The sequence below is a fragment of the Kitasatospora sp. NPDC004615 genome (assembly GCF_042873545.1).
GTDB lineage: Bacteria > Actinomycetota > Actinomycetes > Streptomycetales > Streptomycetaceae > Kitasatospora.
In genome coordinates, this window is record NZ_JBIALQ010000003.1 from 419,106 (window position 1) to 441,142 (window position 22,037).

19 protein-coding genes and 1 tRNA gene are annotated in these 22,037 nt (G+C 71.6%); 9 read left to right on the forward strand and 11 right to left on the reverse strand.

The genetic code is table 11. The features are described from left to right. Positions 1-561 precede the first annotated feature (561 nt). The 9 genes from dnaN (at position 562) to ACFYS8_RS13085 (ending at position 11,899) form a co-directional block, all read left to right on the forward strand. A complete protein-coding gene (gene dnaN, locus ACFYS8_RS13045; RefSeq protein ID WP_387639826.1) occupies positions 562-1,692 on the forward strand; it encodes a DNA polymerase III subunit beta in 1,131 nt (376 codons plus the stop codon). Between the two features lie 143 nt (positions 1,693-1,835). Further along, positions 1,836-2,711, forward strand: a complete 876-nt coding sequence (gene gnd / locus ACFYS8_RS13050; RefSeq protein ID WP_387639828.1) for a phosphogluconate dehydrogenase (NAD(+)-dependent, decarboxylating) — start codon at positions 1,836-1,838, stop codon at positions 2,709-2,711. Positions 2,712-2,747: 36 nt separating this feature from the next. Then, positions 2,748-3,884 (forward strand): DNA replication/repair protein RecF, encoded by a 1,137-nt coding sequence (gene recF, locus ACFYS8_RS13055; protein WP_387639831.1) that lies wholly within the window; start codon positions 2,748-2,750, stop codon positions 3,882-3,884. 67 nt (positions 3,885-3,951) lie between these two features. Continuing rightward, the gene (locus ACFYS8_RS13060) at positions 3,952-4,464 is read left to right on the forward strand and encodes a DUF721 domain-containing protein (RefSeq protein ID WP_387639835.1); all 513 of its coding nucleotides are present in this window, start codon (positions 3,952-3,954) and stop codon (positions 4,462-4,464) included. 272 nt (positions 4,465-4,736) lie between these two features. Then, the gene (gene gyrB / locus ACFYS8_RS13065; RefSeq protein WP_387639837.1) at positions 4,737-6,728 is read left to right on the forward strand and encodes a DNA topoisomerase (ATP-hydrolyzing) subunit B; all 1,992 of its coding nucleotides are present in this window, start codon (positions 4,737-4,739) and stop codon (positions 6,726-6,728) included. A gap of 37 nt (positions 6,729-6,765) precedes the next feature. Continuing rightward, complete coding sequence (gene gyrA / locus ACFYS8_RS13070; protein ID WP_387639840.1) at positions 6,766-9,366, forward strand: DNA gyrase subunit A; 2,601 nt, start codon at positions 6,766-6,768, stop codon at positions 9,364-9,366. A 143-nt stretch (positions 9,367-9,509) separates the two neighbouring features. Beyond that, on the forward strand, positions 9,510-10,214 hold the full coding sequence (locus tag ACFYS8_RS13075; protein WP_387639842.1) for a DUF3566 domain-containing protein: 705 nt from the start codon (positions 9,510-9,512) through the stop codon (positions 10,212-10,214). A gap of 221 nt (positions 10,215-10,435) precedes the next feature. Further along, positions 10,436-11,809, forward strand: coding sequence for a class I SAM-dependent methyltransferase (locus ACFYS8_RS13080; protein ID WP_387639844.1), 1,374 nt, complete (start codon positions 10,436-10,438; stop codon positions 11,807-11,809). 16 nt (positions 11,810-11,825) lie between these two features. Beyond that, positions 11,826-11,899 (forward strand) — tRNA-Ile (locus ACFYS8_RS13085). 64 nt (positions 11,900-11,963) lie between these two features. On the opposite strand, the gene ACFYS8_RS13090 is transcribed toward ACFYS8_RS13085, so the two are convergent. From ACFYS8_RS13090 to ACFYS8_RS13140, 11 genes are all read right to left on the reverse strand, one after another. Next, on the reverse strand, positions 11,964-13,250 hold the full coding sequence (locus tag ACFYS8_RS13090; protein WP_387639847.1) for a tyrosine-type recombinase/integrase: 1,287 nt from the start codon (positions 13,248-13,250) through the stop codon (positions 11,964-11,966). Then, a complete protein-coding gene (locus ACFYS8_RS13095) occupies positions 13,250-13,438 on the reverse strand; it encodes a helix-turn-helix domain-containing protein (RefSeq protein WP_387639849.1) in 189 nt (62 codons plus the stop codon). The genes ACFYS8_RS13090 and ACFYS8_RS13095 overlap by 1 nt, the downstream gene beginning before the upstream one ends. Positions 13,439-13,755: 317 nt before the next feature. Then, positions 13,756-15,345 carry a YfjI family protein gene (locus ACFYS8_RS13100; protein WP_387639851.1) on the reverse strand — a complete coding sequence of 530 codons (1,590 nt, stop codon included), beginning with the start codon at positions 15,343-15,345 and terminating at the stop codon, positions 13,756-13,758. Positions 15,346-15,453: 108 nt separating this feature from the next. Next, the gene (locus ACFYS8_RS13105) at positions 15,454-16,377 is read right to left on the reverse strand and encodes a bifunctional DNA primase/polymerase (RefSeq protein WP_387639853.1); all 924 of its coding nucleotides are present in this window, start codon (positions 16,375-16,377) and stop codon (positions 15,454-15,456) included. Between the two features lie 77 nt (positions 16,378-16,454). Continuing rightward, a complete protein-coding gene (locus tag ACFYS8_RS13110) occupies positions 16,455-16,811 on the reverse strand; it encodes a hypothetical protein (protein WP_387639856.1) in 357 nt (118 codons plus the stop codon). Next, a complete protein-coding gene (locus ACFYS8_RS13115) occupies positions 16,808-18,019 on the reverse strand; it encodes a DNA cytosine methyltransferase (protein WP_387639859.1) in 1,212 nt (403 codons plus the stop codon). The genes ACFYS8_RS13110 and ACFYS8_RS13115 overlap by 4 nt, the downstream gene beginning before the upstream one ends. After that, positions 18,016-18,609: a hypothetical protein gene (locus ACFYS8_RS13120; protein WP_387639862.1), complete on the reverse strand. Its 594-nt coding sequence runs from the start codon at positions 18,607-18,609 to the stop codon at positions 18,016-18,018. Before ACFYS8_RS13120 ends, ACFYS8_RS13115 begins: the two co-directional genes overlap by 4 nt. 176 nt (positions 18,610-18,785) lie before the next feature. Next, positions 18,786-18,962, reverse strand: coding sequence for a hypothetical protein (locus tag ACFYS8_RS13125; protein WP_387639864.1), 177 nt, complete (start codon positions 18,960-18,962; stop codon positions 18,786-18,788). 15 nt (positions 18,963-18,977) lie between these two features. Further along, entirely contained in the window at positions 18,978-19,400 is a 423-nt protein-coding gene (locus ACFYS8_RS13130; protein WP_387639867.1) for a hypothetical protein, read from the reverse strand. Between the two features lie 26 nt (positions 19,401-19,426). Beyond that, positions 19,427-19,615, reverse strand: a complete 189-nt coding sequence (locus ACFYS8_RS13135) for a hypothetical protein (RefSeq protein ID WP_387639869.1) — start codon at positions 19,613-19,615, stop codon at positions 19,427-19,429. 235 nt (positions 19,616-19,850) lie between these two features. Further along, entirely contained in the window at positions 19,851-21,959 is a 2,109-nt protein-coding gene (locus tag ACFYS8_RS13140) for a hypothetical protein (RefSeq protein ID WP_387639871.1), read from the reverse strand. Positions 21,960-22,037 lie beyond the last annotated feature (78 nt).

Here is a 22,037-nt window from a genome sequence, read left to right on the forward strand (position 1 = left end):
AGATGGGGAGTTATCCCCAGGTTTTCCACAGCGGCGTCCACAGTTCGACAACATCAACTCCCTTGTCAGGCCTGGGTGTGAAAGGCGTCACGTGATGTTGATCGAAGCCCGTGGATAACCCGGGCAATTTCTGTGGATGAACCTGGGGATAACCTGTGGATACTGACGGTGCCCTGTGGATTACGCTCCGCTGTCCACAGCAGGCCTAGGTTGTCCACATCGGCCGTCCACAAGACCTGTGGACAAAAAACCGGCTCTGACCTGCGAAAACGGGGTTATCCACGGTATCCACAGGCCCTACTACTACTGCTACACCTAGAGACCTCGAGACTTGATCAACAGTGGGGGTGGCCCGAATCTGTGGACAACCGCGCCCCGACATCTGTTCGGCTTGCTTCCGCCCATCTGCCCCGACTGTCGGCCGAGTACGTCAGACTGTCCTTCGGCACCTGGAAGCCGAGCGGAGCGAGTCCGGTCGGCGGGGAGCCGGAAGACGATCAACAGCGCCGGTCGGCGATACGGGCCGACGGCGCGGCGACAGCAGCCAGGAGGCGGTTACCGGTGAAGTTCCGGGTGGAGCGTGATGTCCTCGCGGAGGCGGTGGCCTGGGCCGCCCGCAGCCTCCCCGCGCGGCCGCCGGTGCCGGTGCTGGCCGGCCTGCTGCTGACGGCGCAGGAGGGCAAGCTGGCGCTGTCCGGCTTCGACTACGAGGTCTCGGCCCGGGTCGAGCTGGAGGCGGACGTCGAGGAGGCCGGCACCGTCCTGGTGTCCGGTCGCCTGCTCAACGACATCTCGCGCAACCTGCCGAACCGCCCGGTGGAGATCTCCACCGACGGCATGCGGGTCAGCGTGGTCTGCGGAAGCTCGCGGTTCACCCTGCCGACGCTGCCGGTCGACGAGTACCCGGCGCTGCCGCAGATGCCGACCGCCACCGGCACCGTCCCGGGCGACGTGTTCGCCTCGGCGGTCAGCCAGGCCGCGGTCGCCGCCGGCCGTGACGACACCCTCCCGGTGCTGACCGGCGTCCGGGTCGAGATCAACGGCAGCGGGATCACCCTGGCCGCCACCGACCGGTACCGGTTCGCCGTCCGCGAGCTGCTGTGGAAGCCCGAGCAGGACGACATCAACGCCGTCGCGCTCGTCCCGGCCAAGACCCTGCAGGACATCGCCAAGTCGCTTGGCAGCGGCGACCACGTGTCGATCGCGCTGTCCACGGGCGGTGCCGGCGAGGGCCTGATCGGCTTCGAGGGCGCCGGCCGGCGGACCACCACCCGCCTGCTGGAGGGCGAGTTCCCGAAGTTCCGGTCGATCTTCCCGACCGAGTTCTCGGCGGTCGCCGCGGTGCAGACCCAGCCGTTCCTGGAGGCGCTCAAGCGCGTCTCGCTGGTGGCCGAGCGCAACACCCCGGTCCGGCTGAACTTCGAGCAGGGCGTGCTGACCCTGGAGGCCGGCTCGGGTGACGACGCCCAGGCCTCCGAGCGGGTCGAGGCGGACCTCGAGGGCGACGACATCTCGATCGCGTTCAACCCCGGCTACCTGGAGGAGGGGCTCAAGGCGATCGACGCCGCGTACGCGCAGCTGAGCTTCACCACCCCGACCAAGCCGGCCCTGCTCACCGGCAAGCCCGCGGTGGACGCGGAGCCCGACGAGGCCTACCAGTACCTGATCATGCCGGTCCGTCTCTCCGGCTGACCGAGCCCGGACCACCAGGGGCGCGAGGGCCACCGGCCTCCGCGCCCCTGTGGCTGCCCGGACCTTCCCGATCAGCGGCGTAGGCTCGGGGAGCGCGGCAACGGCGCCGCCGTCAAGCACGACACCACAGTGAAGGACTTGTCATGGAGCTCGGCCTCATCGGTCTCGGCAAGATGGGCGGCAACATGCGCGAGCGCATCCGCCGCGCCGGCCACACCGTCATCGGCTACGACCGCAACCCCGACCTCGCCGACGTCGACAGCGTGGAGCAGCTGGTCGCCAAGCTCGAGGGCCCCCGCGTGGTGTGGGTGATGGTCCCGGCCGGCGGCCCGACCCAGGAGACCGTCGAGCACCTGGCCGAGCTGCTCTCCCCCGGCGACGTGGTGGTGGACGGCGGCAACTCCCGCTGGACCGACGACATCCAGCACGCCGAGTTGCTGGCCGCCAAGGGCATCGGCTTCGTCGACTGCGGCGTCTCCGGCGGCGTCTGGGGCCTGGAGAACGGCTACGCGCTGATGTACGGCGGCAACGCCGAGCACGTCGCGAAGGTCCAGCCGGTCTTCGACGCGCTCAAGCCCGAGGGCGAGTTCGGCTCGGTGCACGCCGGCAAGGTCGGCGCCGGCCACTTCGCCAAGATGGTCCACAACGGCATCGAGTACGCGATGATGCAGGCCTTCGCCGAGGGCTGGGAGCTGCTGGAGGCGGCCCCCGAGGTCACCGACGTGCGCGAGGTGTTCCGCAGCTGGCAGGAGGGCACCGTCATCCGCTCCTGGCTGCTCGACCTGGCGGTCCGGGCGCTGGACGACGACGAGCACCTGGCCAAGCTCAAGGGCTGGGCCGCGGACTCCGGCGAGGGCCGCTGGACGGTCGAGGCCGCGATTGACCACGCGGTGCCGCTGCCGGCGATCACCGCCTCGCTGTTCGCCCGCTTCGCCTCGCGCCAGGACGACTCGCCGCAGATGAAGATGATCGCCGCGCTGCGCAACCAGTTCGGCGGCCACGCGGTCGAGTCGAAGTAACTACCCACGGCCAGAAGGCGAGCGCAGTCCACCGTCATGCACGTCGCGCACCTGTCGCTCGCCGACTTCCGTTCCTACGCCCGGGTCGAGGTTCCGCTCGACCCGGGCGTCACCGCGTTCGTGGGGCCCAACGGGCAGGGCAAGACCAATCTGGTCGAGGCGATCGGCTACATCGCCACCCTGGGCAGCCACCGGGTCGCCACCGACGCCCCGCTGGTGCGCCTCGGCACCGAGCGGGCGGTGGTCCGGGCCAACGTGGTCGCCCAGGGCGGCCGGAACACCCTGGTGGAGCTGGAGATCACCCCCGGCAAGGCCAACCGGGCCCGGCTGAACCGCTCCGACAACGTCCGCCCGCGCGACGTGCTGGGCGTGCTGCGCACCGTGCTGTTCGCCCCCGAGGACCTCACCCTCGTCAAGGGCGACCCGGGCGAGCGCCGTCGCTTCCTGGACGAGCTGCTGACCGCCCGCGCGCCCCGGCTGGCCGGGGTGCGCTCCGACTACGAGCGGGTGCTCAAGCAGCGCAACGCCCTGCTGAAGACCGCCGCGACGGCCCGCCGGCACGGCGGCGGCAAGGCCGCCGACCTGGCCACCCTGGAGGTCTGGGACGGCCACCTGGCGCGCACCGGGGCCGAACTGACCGCCTTCCGGATCCAGCTGGTCGCCGCCCTGCAGCCGCTGGTCGCCGAGGCCTACCGCCAGCTCGCCCCGGGCGGCGGGGAGACCGTGCTGGAGTACCGCTCCTCCTTCGAGGGCGAGCTGCCGACCAGCCGCGAACAGGCCGAGCAGCAGCTGCTGGACGCCCTGCAGGCGGCCCGGCCGCAGGAGGTCGCGCGCGGCCTGACCCTGGTCGGCCCGCACCGCGACGAACTGCTGCTGCGGCTCGGCCCGCTGCCCGCCAAGGGCTACGCCAGCCACGGCGAATCCTGGTCGTACGCGCTGGCCCTGCGGCTCGCCTCGTACGAGCTGCTGCGCTCCGAGGGCGGCGAGCCGGTGCTGATCCTGGACGACGTCTTCGCCGAGCTGGACGCCCGCCGCCGCGACCGGCTGGCCGAGCTGGTGGCCGGCGGCGAGCAGGTGCTGGTCACCGCGGCGGTCGCGGAGGACGTCCCGAAGGCGCTCAGCGGCGCCCGGTACGCCGTCGCGGACGGCACCGTGACCCGGCTCACCGCGTGAGTCCCGGCGAGCCCGTACCCTGGACCGCTCGTCGGTGCAGTTGTCCACAGCCTGGGGATGGAGCGTGATGTCGGAGGGTTCGGAGCTTTCGGGTGTGGACCTGGCCCGGGTGGCGTTGCGCGCCGCCAAGGAGCAGGCCCGGCAGCGCGGCGAGCAGGTCCGCGAGCGCCGGGAGGCCAAGCGGACCGGACTGCGCAGCGGCGCCCGCGCGGACGGCCGCGACCCGGTGCCGCTGGGTGCCGCGCTGAACCGGCTGATCACCGAACGGGGCTGGGAGGCGCCGGCCGCGGTGGGCGGCGTGATGGGCCGCTGGTCGCAGATCGTGGGGCCGGACATCGCTGCGCACTGTGAACCCAAGTCGTACGCGGAGTCCGAGGCGGTGCTCACCGTGCAGTGCGACTCCACCGCGTGGGCCACTCAACTCCGGCTGCTGGCACGCCAGTTGGTGGCCCGGCTGAATCACGAGCTGGGGCACGGCACGGTCCGGGTGATCAAGGTGCTGGGCCCGGACGCCCCGGTCCGCGGTTACGGGCGGTTGCGGGCGCCCGGCAGCAAGGGCCCCGGGGACACCTGGGGCTGAGCCCGGCGGAGCGGATCGGGGCCCTCCGGAATCGCTGACGGCCCGTCCAGGCGCTCTGAGCCCCCCTGCCGAGTATCGGGACTCGTCCCGAGGGGATTCAGGGCGGCACATCTGCCCTCAGGGGCTGCCAAACGCCCCTCTCTGTCAGTCGTACCGGTAGACTGAAGCGCAAACACCGTTGCGTGGAGCAACAGAGTCGAAACGCCGTGGTCGCACACCTGCCCAGACAAGCGGGAAGGGGCGCGGCCCCGCTGTGCCAGAGAGGGCGCTTCGTGGCCGATTCCGGCAACCCCAGCCAGACCCCAGACCCGTCCGACAACAAGGCGTACGACGCCAGCGCGATCCAGGTGCTGGAGGGACTCGACGCCGTCCGCAAGCGCCCCGGCATGTACATCGGCTCGACCGGTGAGCGCGGCCTGCACCACCTGGTCTACGAGATCGTCGACAACTCCGTCGACGAGGCGCTGGCCGGCCACGCCGACACCATCGACGTGACGATCCTGTCCGACGGCGGCGTGCGGGTGGTGGACAACGGCCGAGGCATCCCGGTGGGCATCATGCCCGGCCAGGACAAGCCGGCCGTCGAGGTCGTCCTGACCGTGCTGCACGCGGGCGGCAAGTTCGGCGGCGGCGGCTACGCGGTCTCCGGCGGTCTGCATGGCGTCGGCATCTCCGTGGTGAACGCGCTCTCCAACCGCCTCGCGGTGGACATCCTCACCGACGGCGCCCGCTGGACCCAGGAGTACAAGGCCGGTGCCCCGACCGCCCCGCTGGCCAAGCACGAGGCCACCGAGGAGACCGGCACCACCGTCACCTTCTGGGCCGACCCGGACATCTTCGAGACCACCGTCTACTCCTTCGAGACGCTCTCCCGCCGCTTCCAGGAGATGGCCTTCCTCAACAAGGGCCTGACCATCTCGCTGACCGACGAGCGCGCCGAGCACGCCGACGAGGAGGGCAAGCCGCTCGCCGTCACGTACAAGTACGACGGCGGCATCGCCGACTTCGTCGCGCACCTCAACTCCCGCAAGGGCGAGGCTGTCCACCCCTCGGTGATCGACTTCGAGGCGGAGGACAAGGACAAGCGGATCTCCGCCGAGATCGCGATGCAGTGGAACTCCTCCTACACGGAGGGCGTGTACTCGTTCGCGAACACCATCCACACCCACGGCGGCGGCACGCACGAGGAGGGCTTCCGTGCCGCGCTGACCGGTCTGATGAACCGGTACGCGCGCGACAAGAAGCTGCTCCGCGACAAGGACGACAACCTCTCCGGCGAGGACATCCGCGAGGGCCTGACCGCGATCATCTCGGTCAAGCTCGGCGAGCCGCAGTTCGAGGGCCAGACCAAGGACAAGCTCGGCAACACCGAGGCCAAGACCTTCGTGCAGAAGGTCGTCAACGAGCACCTCGCCGACTGGCTGGACCGCAACCCCAACGAGGCCGCGGACATCGTCCGCAAGTCCATCCAGGCCGCCAGCGCCCGGGTCGCCGCCCGCAAGGCCCGCGACCTGACCCGCCGCAAGGGCCTGCTGGAGTCCGCCTCGCTGCCCGGCAAGCTCTCGGACTGCCAGTCCAAGGACCCGGCCGAGTGCGAGATCTTCATCGTCGAGGGTGACTCGGCCGGCGGCTCCGCCAAGCAGGGCCGCGACCCGCGCACCCAGGCCATCCTCCCGATCCGCGGCAAGATCCTGAACGTCGAGAAGGCCCGGATCGACAAGGTGCTGCAGAACACCGAGGTCCAGGCGCTGATCTCGGCCTTCGGCTGCGGCATCCAGGAGGACTACGACGCCGAGAAGCTCCGCTATCACAAGATCGTGCTGATGGCCGACGCCGACGTCGACGGACAGCACATCCGCACCCTGCTGCTGACCCTGCTGTTCCGCTTCATGCGCCCGCTGGTCGAGGCCGGGTACGTCTACCTGGCGATGCCCCCGCTGTACAAGATCAAGTGGGGCCGGGACGAGTTCGAGTACGCCTACTCCGACCGCGAGCGCGACGCGCTGATCGCGGCCGGCGTCGAGGCCGGCCGCCGGCTCCCCAAGGACGACGCCATCCAGCGCTTCAAGGGCCTCGGCGAGATGAACGCCGAGGAGCTGCGCGTCACCACCATGGACGCCGCCCACCGCCTGCTGCTCCAGGTCACCCTGGAGGACGCCGCCCGTGCCGACGACCTGTTCTCCGTCCTGATGGGCGAGGACGTCGAGGCCCGCCGCTCCTTCATCCAGCGCAACGCGAAGGACGTCCGCTTCCTGGACGTCTGACGTCCGCCAAGGATCGTTGAAAGGAAACTGACCACCAGTGGTCGACGACAACCGTCCGGACGGCGGCGAGCAGCCCGAGGACAGCACCACCCCTGCCCAGAGCGGACACCGGGTCGAGCTCATCGAGCTCGAGACCGAGATGCAGCGCTCCTACCTCGACTACGCGATGAGCGTCATCGTGTCGCGCGCCCTGCCCGAGGTCCGCGACGGCCTCAAGCCGGTGCACCGCCGCGTGCTCTACGCGATGTACGACGGCGGCTACCGGCCCGAGAAGGGCTACTACAAGTGCGCCCGCGTGGTCGGCGACGTGATGGGTAACTACCACCCGCACGGCGACACCTCGATCTACGACACCCTGGTCCGCCTCGCGCAGACCTGGTCGATGCGGATGCCACTGGTCGACGGCAACGGCAACTTCGGCTCCCCGGGCAACGACCCGGCCGCGGCGATGCGCTACACCGAGTGCAAGATGATGCCGCTGGCGATGGAGATGATGCGCGACATCGACGAGGAGACCGTCGATTTCGCCGCCAACTACGACGGCCGCCAGCAGGAACCCACCGTCCTGCCCGCACGCATCCCCAACCTGCTGGTCAACGGCGCCACCGGCATCGCGGTCGGCATGGCCACCAACATCCCGCCGCACAACCTGCGCGAGGTCGCCTCCGGCGCGCTCTGGGCGCTGGAGCACCCCGAGGCCTCCAACGAGGAGCTGCTGGAAGCCCTGATCGAGCGGATCAAGGCCCCCGACTTCCCGACCGGCGCGCTGATCGTCGGCCGCCGCGGCATCGAGGACGCCTACCGCACCGGCCGCGGCTCGATCACCATGCGCGCGGTGGTCGAGGTCGAGGAGATCCAGGGCCGCCAGTGCCTGGTGATCACCGAGCTGCCGTTCCAGGTCAACCCGGACAACCTCGCCCTGAAGATCGCCGACCTGGTCAAGGACGGCCGGATCGCCGGCATCGCCGACGTCCGCGACGAGTCCTCCTCGCGCACCGGCCAGCGCCTGGTCATCGTGCTCAAGCGGGACGCGGTCGCCAAGGTCGTGCTCAACAACCTGTACAAGCACACCGACCTGCAGACCAACTTCGGCGCCAACATGCTGGCCCTGGTCGACGGCGTGCCGCGCACCCTCTCGCTGGACGCCTTCATCCGGCACTGGGTCGCCCACCAGATCGAGGTCATCGTCCGCCGGACCACCTTCCGGCTGCGCAAGGCCGAGGAGCGCGCCCACATCCTGCGCGCGCTGCTCAAGGCACTCGACCAGATCGACGCGGTGATCGCGCTGATCCGCGCCTCGGAGAGCGCCGACGCCGCCCGCACCGGCCTGATGCAGCTGCTGGAGATCGACGAACTCCAGGCCAACGCCATCCTCGAGATGCAGCTGCGCCGCCTGGCCGCCCTGGAGAGCGCCCGCATCCTCAGCGAGCACGACGAGCTCCAGGCCAAGATCAACGAGTACAACGCGATCCTCGCCTCGCCCGCCCGGCAGCGCGAGATCGTCTCCGAGGAGCTCACCGCGATCGTCGAGAAGTACGGCGACGAGCGGCGCTCCACCCTGATCCCCTCCGACGGTGACCTCTCGATCGAGGACCTCATCGCCGAAGAGGACATCGTGGTCACCATCACCCGCGGCGGCTACGTCAAGCGCACCCGCTCCGACCTCTACCGCTCGCAGAAGCGCGGCGGCAAGGGCGTGCGCGGCGCGCAGCTGAAGCAGGACGACATCGTCGACCACTTCTTCGTCACCACCACGCACAACTGGATCCTGTTCTTCACCAACAAGGGCCGGGTCTACCGCGCCAAGGGCTACGAGCTGCCCGACGCCGGGCGCGACGCCCGCGGCCAGCACGTCGCCAACCTGCTGGCCTTCCAGCCGGAGGAGCACATCACCCAGGTGATGGCGGTGCGCACCTACGAGGACAAGCCGTACCTGGTGCTCGCCACCCGCGGCGGCCTGGTCAAGAAGTCCCCGCTCAAGGACTACGACTCCCCGCGCTCCGGCGGCCTGATCGCGATCAACCTGCGCCAGGACGAGGAGGGCCGGGACGACGAGCTGATCGGCGCCGAGCTGGTCTCCGCTGACGACGACCTGCTGCTGATCTCCAAGAAGGCCCAGTCGATCCGCTTCAAGGCCACCGACGAGGCACTGCGCCCGATGAGCCGGGCCACCTCCGGCGTCAAGGGCATGTCGTTCCGCGAGGACGACGAACTGCTCTCGATGAACGTGGTCCGCCCGGGGACGTACGTCTTCACCGCCACCGACGGCGGTTACGCCAAGCGGACGTCGGTCGACGAGTACCGTGTCCAGGGTCGCGGCGGATTCGGTATCAAGGCTGCGAAGATCGTCGAAGGCCGGGGCTCGCTGGTCGGCGCCCTGGTGGTCGAGGAGACCGACGAGATCATGGCCATCACGCTCTCCGGAGGAGTGATCCGGACCAGGGTTTCCGAGGTTCGTGAAACCGGACGTGACACCATGGGCGTCCAACTGATCAACCTCGGAAAGCGCGACGCGGTGGTGGGCATGGCCCGCAACGCGGAAGCCGACGAGGAGGAGGGCGCGGAGCTCGACGCCGAGGCGACCGAGACCGCGACCGCCACCGAGCACGAGGCGGACGGCACGCCCGACCAGGGCTGACGCACGACCGCGACCGTGGTGCCCGTCCCGCTTCCGGCGGGGCGGGCATCGCGGGTTGACCGCAGGCCAACCGGGCAGGCGGAGCGAGCACAACACGGACCAGGCGGTTCGATCGGCCTGGCGGACGGTTCGGGAGGACCACGGTGAGCGGAGCCACGGGTGCTGGAGGTGCCACGGGCGGTCTGTCGGGCGGACCGGGCGGGACACCGTACGGTGCGCCGCAGCGCCCCGAGAACCCCGCCACGTCCACCTCGGTGATGCCCCAGGCCGGCCAGCCCGGCTACAGCGGCCAGAACCCGTCGGCCCCCAGCGGCCCGCCCGGCTTCTCCCAGCCCACCACGTACGCCAAGGGCCAGAACACGCCGGCGCGCGGCACCCGCACCGGCGGCCCGGGCCCGCAGGGCGGCGCCCCCGGCGCCCCGCGCCCCGCACAGGGCACCGGTGGCGGCGGTGGCGGCGGCGGCACCGGCACCGGCCGGGTCCGCAAGGCCCGGCTGCGGATCACCAAGGCCGACCCGTGGTCGGTCATGAAGGTCAGCTTCGTGCTCTCGCTGGCCGTCGGCATCATCGTCATCGTCGCCTCCGCGGTGCTCTGGATGACCCTGGACGGCCTCGGCGTCTTCGACTCCCTGACCAGCACCCTCAAGGACGTCACCGGCACCGACAGCTCCGGCGCGTTCAACCTGATGGACTACATCGGGTTCGGCAAGGTCATGCTGTTCACCACCCTGATCGCGGTGGTCGACGTGGTCCTGATGACCGCGCTGTCCACCCTCGCCGCGTTCATCTACAACACCGCGGCCGGCTTCACCGGCGGCGTCGAACTCACCCTCGCCGAAGAGGACTGACCCAGCGTCAGATCACGGAATTCCCCGGGCCCCGAAGGCTGTTGAAGCCTTCGGGGCCCGTCGCCGTCTCCGGCGGCAATCGGGTGACCGGGCGGCGCGCCGGGATCGGCCGCACCGCAGCCGCGTGGACAAATGACATACACGAACGAGCACGGGGCCCACCGGCCGCGACAGCGGACACCGGGCGGCCCGGACGGGTACGGCCGGTCGAGAGGTCCGTGATGGCGGAGAATGCACAGCAACTGGTCCGAGCACTCGAAGGCCTGATCGGCCGTCGGCTCCCACTGCGAGTACGCATCTGGGACGGCTCCCAGGCCGGCCCGCCGGGCGCCCCCACCATCGTCCTGCGCAACCGCCGCGCCCTGCGCCGCCTGATCTGCGCTCCCGGCGAGCTCGGCCTGGCCCGCGCCTACGTGGCCGGCGACCTCGAACTCGACCCCGGCACCGACCTCTACGAGGTGCTGGACGCCGTCGCCGCGTTCGCCGAGGACCCGGACATCCGCGCCCTGCGGCTCGGCCCGCGCCACTTCCTCGGCGCCCCCGGCCGCCGCCTGCTCGCCGCCGCCCTGCGCCTCGGCGTGCTCGGCCCGGTGCCCGCACCCCCGCCCGAGGAGGTCCGGAGCCGCCGCGGCAGCCTGCACAGCCGCCGCCGCGACCGCGCCGCGATCAGCCACCACTACGACGTCGGCAACGACTTCTACGGGCTCGTGCTGGGCCCCACCATGGTCTACTCGTGCGCCTACTGGACCCCCGACTCCAAGAGCCTGGAGGACGCCCAAGAGGCCAAGCTCGACCTGATCTGCCGCAAGCTCGGCCTGCGCCCCGGCATGCGACTGCTGGACGTCGGCTGCGGCTGGGGCTCCCTGGTGCTGCACGCGGCCCGCCACTACGGCGTCCAGGCGGTCGGAGTGTCCATCTCCACCGAGCAGGTCGCGCTGGCCCGTCAGCGGGTCGCCGAGGCCGGTCTGGCCGACCGGATCGAGATCCGGCTCCAGGACTACCGGGAGATCCCCGACGGGCCCTTCGACGCCATCTCCAGCGTCGGCATGGCCGAACACGTCGGCTCGGCCCAGTACCTGGTCTACGCCCGCCACCTGTACGACCTGCTCGCCCCCGGCGGCCGCCTGCTCAACCACCAGATCGCCCGCCGCCCGCTGGAGCCAGGCGAGAAGTACCGGCTCTCCCCCTTCATCGACCGCTACGTCTTCCCCGACGGCGAGCTCTCCCCCGTCGGCGCCACCGTCACCCGCCTGGAGGAAGCCGGCTTCGAGGTCCGCGACGTCGAGGCCCTCCGCGAGCACTACGGCCGCACCCTCCGCGAATGGGTCGCCAACCTGGAGGCTCACTGGCCCGACGCCGCCGCCCTCGCCGGCCGCGGCCGAGCGCGGGTCTGGCGTCTCTACATGTCCGCCTGCGCCCTCGCCTTCGAGCAGAACCGCATCGGCATCAACCAGGTCCTCGCCGTCCGCCCCACCCCCGCGGGCGCCTCCCGCCTCCCCGCCACCCGCGCCCAGTGGCTCGCCGAGGCCACTGAGCAGCACCGTCCGACGGGGGCCGCGGATACGGATTTGGGAGATCAGCCATCGGTCCGCTAATCTTTGAGTGCGGCAAGGGCCTATAGCTCAGACGGTTAGAGCGCTTCCCTGATAAGGAAGAGGCCACAGGTTCAAGTCCTGTTAGGCCCACCTGCGGAAACGCCCCGGATGGATCTCCATCCGGGGCGTTTCGTTTGCCTGGTACGCCAGCGATTTACGCCAACGGGTCCGGAAGGATCTCCGGAATCAGCCCCGGGACGAAGGGCCGTGATTCCGGTGGCCCCGCCGGCAACTCCGGCCGGGGCTCGGGCAGCACGTGCGGCCGGAGCACGGTGACGCTGTGCGGGTCCGGGGCCCGGTCCATCAGCTCCCGGAACCGCTCGCCCAGCGCCGATGCGGCGGCGCGCTGGGTGGCGGTCGTCACATGGGTGTAGATCCCCAGGGTGGTGGTGACGCGGGCGTGCCGGAGGATCTTCTGCGCGTCGTTCGGGTGGACCTCCAGCGCGGCCAGCAGGCTGGCCGTGGTGTGCCGGGTGTCCTTCAGCGGGATGCGTCGGACCCCGGAGCGCCTCACTCGGCGCTCGAAGGTGTCCGAGAAGCCGTCCGGGTCGATGGGGCCCCCGGTCTCGGTGGAGAAGATCAGGTCGTGCTCGGTCCAGTCGAGGCCGGCGCGCACCCTCTCTCGGCGCTGGAGTTCGCGCCGCTCCCCCAGCGCCTCCAGGCACAGCCGGGGGAGCGGGAGGGCGCCCGTGGACGCGTCGGTCTTCAGGTCCACCAGCACCAGGCCGACGCCCTTCTTGCGCTGCACCTGCTTGCGCGGGTGGATCGTGCCGGTGGAGAAGTCGATGTCCACCCACCGCAGGCCGAGCAGCTCACTGCGCCGGAACGCCAGCGCCAGCGCCAGCACGAACGCGGCGCACAGCCGGTGGGCCCGGACCGACCGCAGGAACGTGATCGCCTCGGACACCGTCCAGGGGATCACCTCCTTGCTGTCGGCCTTCGGCATGTCCACCAGCTCGGCCACGTTCCGCAGCAGCAGCTCCTCCCGGATCGCCCGGTTGAGCGCGTTGCGGAGCACCTTCATGCACTCCTGCTGGGTCGCCCCGCCCACCTTCTCGCTCCGCAGGCGGGAGAAGAACGTCCGCACATCCTGGATGCCCAGCTTGGTCAGCCGCTTCGTCCCCAGCATGGGGATGAGGTAGAGGCGGACCATCGTCTCGTACTTGCTGTACGTGGTCTCCCTCTGATTGGGCTTCACGATCTCGGCCAGCCAATACGTCAGGTACTCCCCCACCTTCACCGCCTTCGTGGGGGTGGGGACGCCCTTCTCCTCCAGCTCCTTGGCCCGGGCCAGCTTCTCCGCAGCCTCGTCGTACGTCTTGCCGTACCGCGAGATGCGCTTCTTGAGCCCGTCGGTGGTGGTGACGTAGACGCGGGCTTCGTACAGGCCGTCCGGCCGGCGGGTGATGCTTCCGGCCCCGTTCGGGTTCTTCTTCGCCATCAGTTGGTGTTCCTGGTCTGGTTGGTGATGTAGGCGGTCAGGTCGTCGGCCGCGATCCGTCGGGAACGGCCGACAAGGAAGCTGGGCAGTGTCTTCGAGCGGATGAGGTCGTAGACCTTGCTGCGGCTGAGCTGAAGCGCTGCCATGACGTCGGGCACGGTCAGGGCGACGGGTGTGGCGGTGGCCATCGGGTCCTCCTGCGGCTGTGTGCGGCGGTGGAGGGCCCGGGACGCTGACAGAACCTCGAAAACCGGGGCAATGTGCCCCTGACCTGCACGTTTGCCCGTGATCACCGTTTTGACAGAACCGGTAAAAACTCCGACAGAACCTCCGGGTGGAGGGTTGTGTCACGCGGGGCGGTGGCGTGACACAACCTCGGTCGGGGAGGTTCTGTCAGAGTTTCCGGAGGTTCTGTCAGAGCGGCGGGCGCGGGCGTTTGCGCTGGTCAGACGTGCTTGGCGGGGGTATTCGGGGTTCTGTCAGCGCCCCGGGCCCCCGGGTGGGGTCAGGGGCGGGTCAGCTGGGGGTGGAGCTGGTAGCGGGGGGATGGCGGCCGGCCGCCGCGGGCGGTGCGGGGCGGCGGGGCCTGCTGCCGGAGCCAGCCGTGTTCCTCCAGGAGGTCGAGGGCGGGGGCGAGGTCGGCGATGGTGCGGAAGTCGGAGCGGGGGACGGCGCGGAACAGGTCGCGCTTGGTGAAGGTGGGCATGGGGTTGGCGCGAAGGTGGTCGAAGAGGAGACGGGCGGCGTCGCGGCCGGGGTCGGCGCCCATGGCGTCGAAGACGTGCAGGGCGTGGGTGGTGAAGTAGTCGCCGAGCCGGGTGGCGGCGGCGAGGGTGGCGGCTTCGACGGGCCGGTCCCAGCCGTCGGTGGGGTGGGTGGCGAGGTGGAGCAGGGCGGCGAGGCGGGCGACGGCTCCGTCGCGCTTGCTGGCCCATTTGAGGATCGGCCGCAGGGGGCCGTTCTTGGCGAGTCGGGCTTCGGTGACCTTCTGGTAGGCGCGCATCACCGCGTCGGCCTCGGGGGTGAGGGTGAGGGTCGCGGTCTCGGCGCGGTCGAACAGGGCCATGGCCAGGGCGGCGAGCTTCGCGGTGTAGGTGTCGACCACGTCGTCCGGGATGAGCTCCGGCTCGGTGTTGCGGCTACCGACCAGGGATTCGGGGACGGCGTAGAGGTAGCGGGCGAGCAGGCCGCGGCCGTCGGCGCCCTTGACCTTGGCGATGGCGTCCAGGACTTCCGGCTGGATGGCCAGGCCCATGGTGACGGCCGGGCGGTCGACGTGCTGGGACGGGCGGCCCTGCCGGTTGACGCGGACCATGTCCCCGGCGTGGCCCTTGAGGAAGATCCCCATGTTGGCGCTGCCGGAGTACAGCCCGGCGATGATGTCGAAGATCCCGCCCTCGGGGCTCATCACCGCGATACGGCCGCCCTGCTCGGCCAGCAGCGTGCCCAGGGACTCCTGGGTGGCGTCGTCGGCCACCAGTTGGGTTTCGGCGGGGACGGTGACGGCGGCGGCCTCCTTGCCCAGGGCGATGGCCTCCTGGGTGAGGGCGGGACGCTGGTCGGCGTCGGCGTTCGCGGCGCGCTGGCCGGCCTTCTCGGCGGCGGCCTTGGCGAGCTTGAGGGCAAGCTCGGCCTCCACGATCCGGACCTGGCTGATCTCGGCGAGGGTGCTCTCCACCGTGAGCAGGGGGCGGATCATGTGGTCGAACACGGCGGACTTGCGGCTGCCGGGGTCCATGGCCACGGCGGTGTAGATGTTGGTGGGCTCCTGCCAGCGGCCGCGGATGTGGATGCGGACCTTGCCGGCGGCGGCGGTGGCGACGGCGGCCAGGGCCAGGCACCCGGCGAGGTCTGCGGGGGTCTGGGTCTCCTCCGCGACGGCGGTGACCATGTCGCCCAGCCAGCCGGGCAGGGTGTCGGTGGGGAACGCCGGGAGGGTGCGGGACTCCCCGAGGTCGACGGGCGTGTCCCAGGGCTCGCCGCCGGCGGCGGGCGGGGGCTCCATGGCGTCCTCCCAGCCGTCGGGGAACAGCGAGGTGACGTTGTCGAAGGTGCCGCCCGGGTCGGCGGCGGTGGCGCTGGTGAGCGGGCTCATGGCTGTGGGTCCTCCCGAGAAGGGTCAGGGGCGGGCAGGCGTGGGCCGGAAGGCACGGGGGCGGAGTAAGCGGCTTTCTCCGCCCCCGCTCCGGCATCGGCGGGTGGGTCAGGCGGCGGGCCGGTGGGCGGCGGAGCCGCGGGCGAGACCGTTGGTGATGGCGCGTCGGCACTCGGCTTCACCGAGTCCGGTGGCCAGACCGGCGTCCAGCAGGACATCGGTGGCCAGCGGCTCCGGGAGCGTTCCGGCGTGGATGAGGCGGGCCAGGGACGCGGCGGAGGCGAACAGCCGCTTCGCGCGGCCGGGTTGGGTCTGGGCTCGGACCTTGGCGTCCTCCCCGGCCAGCGCGGCACGCACGTAGGCGTCCTGCCGGCCGATCCGCTCCCGCACCGCCGCCGTGTCCACCGCCACCGCGACGGAGGCGGCGGGAGGCGGGGTCAGCAGGGCGAGCAGTTCGGGCGGGCACGGGGCGACGACGCCGGGGTCGGTGCCGGGGGCGAAGCGGTAACGGCCCTTGTCCCCGAGGGAGTTGGGGCCGACCAGGTACCCGGCGGGCCCGCGCACGTCGATGCCGGGCGCGAGGGCGCCTACCGAGTTGGGGAACGCGGCGTCGGCGGGGGCGGTCAGCCACAGGTGCAGCCCGCCGGAGGGGGTGGCCACGGTCGCTGTCGGCGGGACGGTGAAGCCGTGCTGCCGGGCGAGGCGGGCCAGTTCGGCGACACCGTCCAGGCCGTTCTTGCGGTCGAGGTCGAGGCCGATCAGGTGGTGTGGGGCGGTGCCGCACGCGATGCCGTAGCCGGTGGCCCAGGGGGCGCGGGCGAACAGCGGGTCGATGCGGTCGTGGTCGCGGGTGGCGTCGTGGACGCCGTGTCCGGGCCTGCCGCACGCGGCCCGGCACTCCTTGCGCTCCCGGCTGCCCTCGGGGTGCGGGGAGGGCAGTGCGGGTTTCTTGGAACGGGTGGTCGGGAACACCGCGAAGCCGCGGTCGGCGGCGTGATGCGCGGCGACCAGCGCTTGGTGCCAGTCAGTCAACTGGGGCTCCCCTCGTGTGGAGCGGAGGCGGCCCGCACCGGTCGTAGGTGCCGGGGCGGGCCGCAGGTGGCGGGCAGTCAGAGATCGAAGAGGGCGTCCGGTGCGGCCGGGGCGGCGGCCCGCTCGGTCCTGCGGGCGGCGGTGAGCGCGGCGTCGTGGCAGGTGGGGCACCAGGCGGCGAGGGCCTGCTTGGGCAGGGCGGCGACGTGGTGCGGAGGCAGTAGAAGATCGGCCGGTTCGGCGGGGGCGGCGAGGAGGCGGACGGTGCCGCCGCCGTGGTGCTGCTGGTAGCCGCCGTGTTCCCGGCCGCAGCGGTCGCCGTCCTTGGCGTGGGACTTCCCACACGTGCCCCGGCACTGGCACCGGCCAGCGGCGGCCCGAATGACGGCCTGCCACAGGTCCGCGCCGACCAGCGGAGGGATTCGGGCGTTCACGCCGCCACCCCGTCGACCTGGTCGGCGGGGACGGCGTCGGCGGTGGCGCGGTCGAGGAGCAGGCGCAGGGCGTGTTCGGCCTGGGCGGGCAGGACGCCGTTGCCGAGGGCCTTGAGCTGCTTGGTGCGGGTCAGGACGGGGACGGCGGTGACGTGCCCGGCCGGCAGGCCCATGAGCCATTCCACGAAGACGGGGCTCAGGCGTCCGGCAGCGTCAGTTGGCCCGGGAGCGGGTCGTCCCGTCGCCTTCTCCCACCGCCGGATCGCGTCGGCGTAGTCGCTCCAGTCGACGGCGGTGTCACGGCTCCGGTCAGTGTCGGGTTGCCCCGGCCGAAGGTCGGGCTCGTCCGTTCGCCGTCCGCGGTGGTCGGTGTCGGCAGCAGCCGGGCCGTGTCGACCGGCGTCGGTGCCCCGCCCGGTCCGTACGGTGTCCCGTTCGGCCTGGACTTCGCCGTGTCCCGGGAGTCCGCGACGGTCGGGGTCGGCAGCAGGGAGACGGTGTTCCGCAGGTTCATCCCGCCCCGGGCGGCGTGCCCGATCCCGGTCGCCTCCGACACGGTCGGGGTGGGAAGCAGCGAGACGACGTTCGGCAAACCGTCCTCGAAGCCGCGGCCACGGCAGTCGCGGGCCCTGGGGGTGGGAAGGCCAGGCGAGGAGGAAGACGCGTTCGCGCTGGTGGGCGGCGCCGACGTCGGACGCTCGGACACTCGCCCACTCCGCATCGAACCCGCAGTCGGCCAGGTCCGCAAGTACGGTTCCGAGTGCCCGCACAGCACGTTCACGGTCCCCGTCTCCCAGACACCACGGGCAGGGTTCCACGTCGCCATCGGCGCGGGCGGAGCGAAGTCCTGCGACATTCTCGATCACCACCAGAGAAGGGGTCAGTTCGCGGACGGCGCGGGCCACCTCACGCCACAGGCCGGATCGGGTGCCCTCGGCCAGGCCCGCGCGCAGGCCGGCGGAGGAGACGTCCTGGCAGGGGAACCCGGCCGTGAGCACGTCCACCCTGGCGACACCGGACCAGGAGACGGCGGTGATGTCGCCGAGGTTCGGCACGGCGGGGTGGTGGTGGGCGAGAATCGCGGACGCGCCCGGGTCGATGTCCGCCACCCACGCCAACTCCCCGCCCAGCACGGCCTGTACGGCCATGTCGAGGCCGCCGTAGCCGGAGCACAGCGACCCGATCAGCGGCCCCGCTACGGCGCTCACGACCCGGCCCCGGCGGTGAGGTCGTTCACCAGGTGGGCGTGGGCGTTCGCCCAGATCACCAGCGCCGCGACGGCGTTCTTGGCCTGGGCGGTCATCTCGTAGCCCGGCACCGTGGCGGTCGGGGTGACGAGGACGTGTTCGGGGACGGGCAGCAGCAAGGTGGCGGTGGCCATCAGCGCGCACCGGCCGGTGGGGCGGGGCTCGGTGAGGGCGGTGAAGCCGTCGGCCGTGGCCCACACATCGCGCTGCCAGTCGATGAGGCGGTGGTCCGGCCGGGCGGCGAGGTGGTGGTGACGCAGGGGGACGTCGATGCGGAGCGCGACCTGGTCCATGTCCTCGCCGTAGCTGGTGAGGGTGATGTTGTGCAGGTCGGGGCGGTGGCGGACGTAGCCGGGCGACATGACCGGACTGGTGGCGACCTGCCAGACAGCGAACGCGAACTCCTGGGAGTTGAGCGGCCGGCCGTCGTCGTGGAGCCGGCGCGCGTTGAGGGCGAGGTAGGAGCCGAAGCGGGAGTTGCCGTCGGAGGCGTCGCGCCTGTCGGCGACGTCGTCGGTGATGGCGAGCGTGGAGCGGGTGAAGTCGGGCATGCTGTGTCCTGGTTCGTCTCGTACGGACTTGGGCCCCGCAACAGCCGTCGCTCTGCCAAGATCAGGCGGCTGGTGCGGGGTTTTGTGGTTCCGGGGTCGGGCTGTCCGTCCCCCGCACCGCCCACCAACCGCCGCACGGGCGGGTGTTGGGCGGAACGGCGGTCGGCACAGGCCGGTCAGCAGCGGTGCAGGCCGTCGCAGTACGAGTCCTCGCAGGAGCAGCCGCCGCACTCTGTGCAGATGTCGTCGGAGCAGTCCTCGCACAGCTCGTGGCCGGGGCAGTTCTCATCGGCGCATTCGTCGCAGTAGTGACCGGGGCAGTCCCAGTCGTCGCATTCGTCGCAGTAGGACACGGTGATCTCCAGGGGTCAGCGGTTGCGGTTCGACACGTTGACGTGGACGTTCACGGCCCCGGCGCGTCCGCCGCCCAAGCCCTGGCCGTTCTTCAGCAGCCAGACGAGGGCGAGGATGGCGGCGAGCAGGCCGAGGCCAGTGGCGGCGGCGGCGAGGGCCTGGAGGAAGAAGCCGAGGCCGATGCCGGCGGCGCCGATGCCGATCCCGCCGGCGATGAGGCGGGCGGGCCACACGTCTCGGCCGGGCTCAGCCGCGGGGGTGGGGAGGTAGATCGAGGTCGGGTCGATCGGGTGAACCGGACCGGCTTCGCGAACGGGCCACGGGGCGGGCCGGTGGGCGGGGAAGGGTGCGGTCTGGGGCGGGGTGGCGTAGAGGGGTTGGCCGTCGGCGGTGTAGAGCACCGCCGTGGCGGGCGGCATGTAGGGCGTGCGGTCCATGGCGGTGCTCTCCTAACGGGGGGGGGTCAGTGGTTGGTGATCAGTGAGGCGACGGCGGTGAGGAAGGTGTTGACGGGTCCGGCGAGGCCGGTGGAGGCGAGGGTGAAGCCGGACAGCCACAGCACGCCGGCGGTCGGCACGGAGACGCGGCGCCCGCGGATCAGGACGACGGAGAGGATCACAAAGAGGACGGTCAGGCTGACGGAGACGATCACGGCGAGCTCTCTTCCTGTGGGCGGTTTGGGGGTGTGCGCGGCCCGCCCAAAGGCACGTGCGGGTGGGCCGTAGCGCCTGTCATCCGGGGGTGTCATCCGACCTGTCTGTCACCTGTCGCCTGTCACCTGTCTGTCACCTGTAATCCGCAGGTCGCACAGGGGGTGACAGGGGCTCGGGGCCGCGAAACAGCCCCTTGTGGAGGTGGGGCGACAGGTGACAGACAGGGGTCGTGGGTCAGGCGTTCGGGGCGTGGTCGCGGTGGACGTAGCGGGTCTTGCTGCCCTCGCCGATGCGGACTGCTTCGCCGCTCTCGACCCATGCCTTGAGCCAGTTCTGGAGCACGGGGCGGCGGGTGCCGTAGGTGTCCTTCAGGGCCCGTTCCATGGCTGAGGCTCCGGTGCCCTCGGGGCCCGCGTCGCGCAGCAGTCGCAGCGCGGCGTCCTTCGCGCCGGCCGTCTCGGACGGGGCCTGCTCGCGGCCGGTGGCCCAGGTGGTGGGGTCGGCCCAGTCGGTGTCGGTCGGCGTGGTGTCGGGCCGGGCGGAGGGCAGGAGCCAGAGCGCTTCGAGGTCGTCCGTGGCGGCACCGGTGGTGGGCGTGGGTTCGGTGTCCCATCCGGCGGTGGCCTTCCACCCGCTGCCGTTCGCTTCGCCGTGGCTCGCCCCGGCCGACGTGCCGCCGGCGGGGACGGTCGTGGCGGCGAGGGTGTCGGCCCACAGGTGGCCGCAGCGTTCGGTGAGCCAGCGGTCGGTGTAGTCGGCTCCGGCGGCCTGGACGGAGGGGGCGTCGAGGGCGGGGCGGCGGTGGGAGGTGAGCGCGCTGATCTCCTCGATCATGTCGGGGGTGATGCGCGGCTGGCGGGCCTTGCTGGGCTGCTTGCCCTCGGTGCCGACCAGCACCGACCCGGGTCCGGAGAAGCTGTCCTCGGCGCGCATGGCCCGCCATCCGAAGAGGTAACCGAGTTCGGAGTCCTCCAGGGCGCCGGTGGCGAGCCGGTTGCTCGCCATCTTGCGTACGAGCGGGTCGGGCAGGACATCCTGGGTGACGCGCAGGACGGACAGCACGAAGCGGATCGCCATGGCGCGGGCGATGCGGATGACCTCGGACGCCCCGGGGAGCACGCCCTTGGCCTCGCGGGTGGCAGCGGCCTCGGCTCCCTCGTCCATGACGATGACGATCTCCGGGATCTGTGGGGAGACGGGCAGCTTGTCGTCGTTGGCGTCGCGCATGGCGTCCTGGTAGGCGACCTTGCGGGCCTTGGCGATCCGCACCGCTGCCGCGAGCATGCGCTTGGCTTCCTGCGGGGTGGAGGCGACCCAGTCCACGCCGGGGACGGGGACGTTTGCGCCGGCCCAGCGGGAGCCGGGCCGGTTGATCTGGGCGTCGCGCCAGGCGTTCAGCCACGGCAGGCCGATCGAGCCGCCGTTGAGGTCGATCACCCACACCAGCGTGTCGTTGGTCTGGGACAGGCGGGCGATGAGGGTGTGGAGCCAGTTGGTTTTGCCGGTGCCGGTGGGGCCGGTGACGATGGTGGACGCCTGACGCAGGTCCATCTCGGCGCGCGCGCCGTCGGACAGCAGCGCGATCGGGACGGGGTTGTTGACGGTCGTCACCTCGCCCATCTCCTCGATGGGGAACAGGAGTTGGTCGGTGAGGACCTTGGTGGTGACCTGGATGAGGACGCGACGGCGGGAGATGCCGGGGGTGACCTGGAGGCCGCAGCCGTCGGGCAGGTCGAGGTCGGAGCCGAGGGCTTCGGTGCGGTCGGCGATGGAACGCCGGGTGGTGCCGCCTTCGGGCAGCTCGATCTCCAGGGTGTAGCCCGCGCCGGAGGGCCAGTGCTCGATGCCGAGGACGGTGACGTTCACCGAGCAGACGCGCTTGATGCGGTCGGTCCACTCCGCGGCGATCTGGCGGCGGGCGCCGATCAGCAGCAGGTGCGCGCGCTTGGCCTGCTCGACTTCCTCGTGCGCGGCGAAGCCGACGGCGAGGGTGCCGGCGGCGATCCCGGCGGCGGCGAGCGATCCGAGCTGGGGCCACTGCCAGGGCCCGCCCTGGTCCAGGGCCCAGGACGACCAGCCGCCGGCGGCCATCCAGCAGGTGCTGCGGAAGGCCAGGGTGGCGGCGCTCAGGCGGCCCCGCAGGCCCGAGGCGATGGTGCCGAGCGCACCGGCTGCGCCGGCCATGAGCGCCCAGCCGGCGGGCATGCCGCTCGCGTGGCCGAGCGCGGTGGTGGTCAGCGCGCCGGCGGTGGCGTTGAGGGTGCCGGTCAGCACGCCGTGCCCGGCCTTCCAGTCCACCCGGGCGGGGGCGGGGGTCTTCGTCTTGGTGGTTTTGTCGGTCATGACGGGCGGCTCCAGCCGGGACGGGGCCGGGCCGTCCACACCCTGTGGACGGCCCGGCCGGGAGTTGGTGCTGGGGGG